The sequence below is a fragment of the Candidatus Thiosymbion oneisti genome, assembly GCF_900092655.1.
GTDB lineage: Bacteria > Pseudomonadota > Gammaproteobacteria > Chromatiales > Chromatiaceae > Thiosymbion > Thiosymbion oneisti.
Genome location: NZ_FLUY01001805.1, coordinates 1 through 4734, shown reverse-complemented (window position 1 = coordinate 4734; position 4734 = coordinate 1). Strand labels below are relative to the sequence as shown.

General features: G+C 57.0%; 6 protein-coding genes. All 6 read right to left on the bottom strand.

The window, feature by feature from the left end:
• Positions 1–115: 115 nt before the first annotated feature.
• Positions 116–688: a DUF3299 domain-containing protein gene (locus BQ17_RS19255; RefSeq protein WP_089729904.1), complete on the bottom strand. Its 573-nt coding sequence runs from the start codon at positions 686–688 to the stop codon at positions 116–118.
• 9 nt (positions 689–697) lie between these two features.
• The gene (locus BQ17_RS19250) at positions 698–1957 is read right to left on the bottom strand and encodes an ABC transporter permease (RefSeq protein WP_089729902.1); all 1260 of its coding nucleotides are present in this window, start codon (positions 1955–1957) and stop codon (positions 698–700) included.
• A 3-nt stretch (positions 1958–1960) separates the two neighbouring features.
• Positions 1961–2668, bottom strand: coding sequence for an ABC transporter ATP-binding protein (locus BQ17_RS19245; RefSeq protein ID WP_089729900.1), 708 nt, complete (start codon positions 2666–2668; stop codon positions 1961–1963).
• A 76-nt stretch (positions 2669–2744) separates the two neighbouring features.
• A complete protein-coding gene (locus BQ17_RS19240) occupies positions 2745–3389 on the bottom strand; it encodes a DUF2796 domain-containing protein (protein WP_089729898.1) in 645 nt (214 codons plus the stop codon).
• Positions 3390–3991: 602 nt separating this feature from the next.
• On the bottom strand, positions 3992–4141 hold the full coding sequence (locus BQ17_RS21160) for a type II toxin-antitoxin system HicB family antitoxin (protein ID WP_133512788.1): 150 nt from the start codon (positions 4139–4141) through the stop codon (positions 3992–3994).
• A gap of 157 nt (positions 4142–4298) precedes the next feature.
• Positions 4299–4734 (bottom strand): SURF1 family protein (locus BQ17_RS19235; protein WP_141699383.1); only part of this gene is annotated, 436 nt, incomplete at its 5' end.

Sequence of the window (4734 nt, the reverse complement as noted above, 5' to 3'; positions counted from 1 at the left end):
CCGGTTCACCAGGACTCGGCTGTCCGATCCCCGGATACGCAGGGGTGTGATGACGTGAAAGCCGATGCGGTTACCCTCAAATAAAGTGGGTGTCCTTTTACTCTTTTTACTGCTTTTACTGTTGGTTGTGTCTTAACTGATAGGGTTCCACCTTCTGGGCCTCGATACGATACCCGGCATCACCTAATTCGCTGGAGAGTTTCTCTACGGTAATCTTTCCCGTCACCCAGACCGTGTCGAACAATTTTCCTTGGTAGGTCTGGTTTTTCTCGGTGACGACGTAAACCGTCTGGTTGGCGGGTGGCGGGGGCGTGTGGATACAGGCACCATAATAGGGTACCAGCAAAAATTCCTGTACGATTTTTGCATCCATTTCAAGAGGCACCACAAATCCAGGCAACTTGACCATCTTACCGTCGTAGTCATGTACCACCGGCGCTTCCCTCCAGAACGTCTTGAGCTTTTCCATCAGTTCCTTGGCGCGCGGATCGTCGTCGCTGAGATTGTCGGCGTTGTATTCGTCCATCAACTCCAGCCGCCAGTTAGCGGGGATTAAGGCATCCCATTCGAGTTCGATAGCACCGGTCTTGTCCGGCTCGACGGCTTGAACTGTGCCCATCTGCGGCACTGTTGCCGTCAATACGATGGCGCAAAGAAAGAGAGGCGACATGTTAAAGCCTGGGTGCATCGTAGACTCCTATACCCGCACCGACAGTCCGTCCGCTAGCGAGAGCTTGTAGGCCCGGTAACTGGGGATGCCGCCTACCAGGAAACCCGCACCTACTACAGCAACGAGTAGTATCCACTCGTACGGGGATAGACCATCGATTGTGATGAAGATTCCGAATCGGCTCTCGATGATCGGTTGACCTGCGAGCAGCAGGAGATAGAGCAACGCTAGACCCAACAGCACGCCGAACAGCGTGAGAAAACCCGCTTCGCCCATAATCAATGCAAACACATGACCTGGACGCGCACCAACCGAGCGCAGGATAGCCATTTCCCGGCGCCGCTCATTGAGACTCGTCAACAAGGTCGTCAGCATACCAAACAGTCCAACAACGACAACAAATGCCGAAACAATCAGCAATGCGTTCTCGGCTATACCGATCAAATCCCAGAGCTGGCTGAGTGCCACTCCGGGCAAGATCGCAGACAGCGCTTCTTGCGGATACTCGTTGATGAAACGTTGGACCTGGAAGGTCGCGACCTTCGATTTGAGACCGAACAGGGCAGCGGTGATCACCTTCGGCGTGAGATCCATAGCCCGTGTCTGCTCGGCCGAGATCGATACGCCAGGGATCGGCGCGCCGCTCTGCCAGTCGACATGGATCGCCTCGATCGCCTCGAGACTGACATGCACGGTCCGGTCGACCGGCGTCCCGGTACGCGTGAGTATGCCGACCACGCGAAACGGCTTGTCGTCGTGGCGGGCAAAGCTGACGTCGCTCGCACCATGTGCAACGACGATCGGATCACCGATCTTATAACCCAGCTTTTCCGCAACCTCGGCGCCTATCACGGCGTCGTAGAGGTCTGCGAATCGTTGTCCCTGGGCGATCACTAGCTGGCGATCACGCGCATAGCGGTAGCGGTCGAAATAGGCGGTCGTCGTGCCCAGGACACGAAATCCACGGTGCGAGTCGCCCAACGATATCGGCACGCTCCAGGCCACCTTCGGATGTGCGGCAATCTCCTGGTAGCTCTTCCACGAGATATTGTTGGTCGCATCACCGATCCGGAAAACCGTGTACAGCAACAGCTGCACCGGCCCGCTGCGCGCGCCGACGATCAGGTCGGTTCCAGACAAGGTATTGGCGAAGCTCGTGCGCGCCTCGGTGCGCAGCCGCTCGACACCGACTAGCAGGGTGACGCTTAACGCAATGGAAACCACGGTCAGCATGGCGGTGAAACGCCGATTCAGCAGACTCTTCCAGGCTAGAGAAAAGGTCGCCATGGCTCAGACCGCCGCCATGTCTTGGCCGGATCGATTGACCGCGGCCAGGTCGATGGTCCTGTCGAACAGGTGCTCCAGCGAGGCGTCGTGACTGACGAAGATCAGCGTGGCTCCCACCTCGCGGCATTCGCTGAACAGCAGCCGGATGAAAGACTCGCGTCGATCCGCATCGAGCGACGAGGTCGGTTCGTCGGCGATCAACAGTTCCGGCGAGCCCATCAGGGCGCGTGCTGCTGCGACGCGTTGCTGTTGTCCGACGCTCAGGGTCGTGACCGAGCGCCCGTGGAGTTCGGGGTGGTCCATATCGAGATGACGCAATAGGCGCCGCGCCTCGGTTTCCAGATCTTTGCCGCGCGCCAGCGCCTTGTCGCGCCGTCGTGCCGAAAACCGACACGGCAGCATCACGTTGTCAACCACCGACAGGTAGGGAATCAGGTTGAACATCTGGAAGATGTAGCCGATGTGATCGGCGCGAAAGTGGTCGCGCTGCACGCTGCCGAGCCGTTCCAACGCCTGGCCCATGACGCGTACCGAGCCGGTGCCCGCCGTCGTGACCCCGGCCAGCAGACTCAGCAGGGTGCTCTTGCCGCTGCCGCTCGCACCCTTGATAAACAGGTACTCGCCCGCGGTGACCTGCATCGCCTCGATAGTCAGCACCGACGGGGCGCCCTCATGCCAGCGAAATGCCAAGTCATGGATGTCGATCACCAAGTCGGTCTATCTCCCTGTCGATTAATACGCGATCCGAGCGCTCGGCCGGAACCGATCGCATCGCCCATTCTTTTGTTCAGAACGTTACGACGTGATTGCTCGCTGTCAATTCCGCCGCACCCTGTTTGGTCTCGATTACGTACTGCACCTTAAGTTTTTCCATGCCGGGGAAGGCCTCAAAGAGTTCCACGGTCAGCTGTGTCAACTTACCCGGCTTAGTGCACTCGAAGTGATAGGCGGCCTCGATGTCCGAATGCACTTCGCCTTCGTGCTCGTGTCCGCCCTTTTCCTCATGCGCGCGATCATCCGAATGCTCATCCGCGTGTTCACCGTGTTCCTTTTCGAGCAACGCGGAGGCGACCCGCACGTCTTCCGTGCGACAGCCCGCATCTTCGTTGAATCTAAATAGTCGGTCTCCGTCCTTCAGCGTGGCGACCGCCTTGTCCAACGCGGCATGGTCGGCCTCGGACGAAGGGGTGTGTTCGAAGCCGACGATGTTGGCCGCCGGGCTGTCGAGTTCAACGTGCACGTCCCGACCCTCGAGGGCCAGGTTCAGCGCGGCGATGCCATGAACGTGAGCGCCATGCTCGCGGTGTTCATCCTCGTGCTCCTGTTCGTGTTTGTGATCATGATCGTGTTGCTCACCCGCAGACGCCCCGGGCACGACCAGCACCAAGGGCGAAAGCAGAGAAAAAGTCAGAATGGTTCGTTTCAGGCACATTGTCGGCGTTTCCTGGTCAGTTGGAATGATATCGTGTGTTGTAGTGAATCTTCGACCTCGGTGGCCCACCGCAGTCGTCGCAGATCAGGAATTGGCTCGCTGGTGGGTGATCCGGATGCGCACAGCTGCGAATGGCTGTCCCGATAACTGCTGGGTTTAGCCATCTCTGGCCACAACCCAGCCTACGGGCTTACGGCCGTTTTGGGGTGGTATATCCAGCCGTTTTCTGCCACGGTTCCCAGATGGTTTCGTACCCAACGAAACCCTTTTCATTAGGCTCTTTCTGACGGGTTATCATATAGTCCGTGCGGCCCTCAGGAACTTTTGGTCTGGTTTGCTTTTGTTCACTCATAAATCACCTTTTGCCAAGAAGCCGAGATAGCCACTGCAAGAAATTGCAGCTGAAAACCATCCCGACGCAACACAATAAAAAGACACCCGTTTTGTTTATGCGGTGCTTCGAGTTGCCAGCTACCAGTCGGGTGTACCCAAACAAAATGGGTGTCCTTTTATTCCGTTTAAGTCCTTCTTTTTCACGATATTATCAATGTTTGTTTTAAAGCATCTCCGGGTAGCCCTCTGCAATAATCATCCATTCGATCTTATGCTATCGATTCAATAGCTTGCCTAAGATTCTCTTTTGTTTCTTCAATGGTTTCTCCTTGACCGTTGGCGCCGGGAAACTCCGGGCATATCGCCCAGAACCCCCCTTCTGGAGCTGTCTCAACGATTGCCGTTACTTCAGCTTTCATGATCTTTTATCCCTTCATCACCATAATCAGTGCTGCTTGCATATGAAGATTCTTTGATTATTCAGAAAAATAATCCTGTTAATCCTGGAAATCCTGTGAATCTTGTCCTATTAGCGGTTAGCACTACGGTTATGTCAACAGCCCCTAGCTTCATCGCTCACACCGCGCTCCCTCCGTCCGCCTCGCGCACCAGGCTGAGCCGCAGCCACAGCACCAAGGCGATGAGTGCGAATGCGAACCATTGGATCGCATAGCCGATATGCATATTTTCTTTGGGCAGCTCCCGCGGCCACAGGCGCAAAAAACCGCCGATAGTGTCGGGATCCTGCAAAATGACCGCCGGCAGTACCTGGATGCCGGTCGCCGTCGTGTAGAGCTCCAGGGTGAGATAGGGCCAATGCCGACCCCAGTCTTTCGCCGCCTCCGGGTTACCGTGAAGCGCGAGGGCGGGGGGTGAAGGAAGATGGGCCTTTCCCGTCACCGTCACTTCCCCTCGGGGTATCGGCGCCGCAACCAGGCTTCCATCACCGGGCGCGGCAATCCAACCCCGGTTCACCAGGACTCGGCTGTCCGATCCCCGGATACGCAGGGGT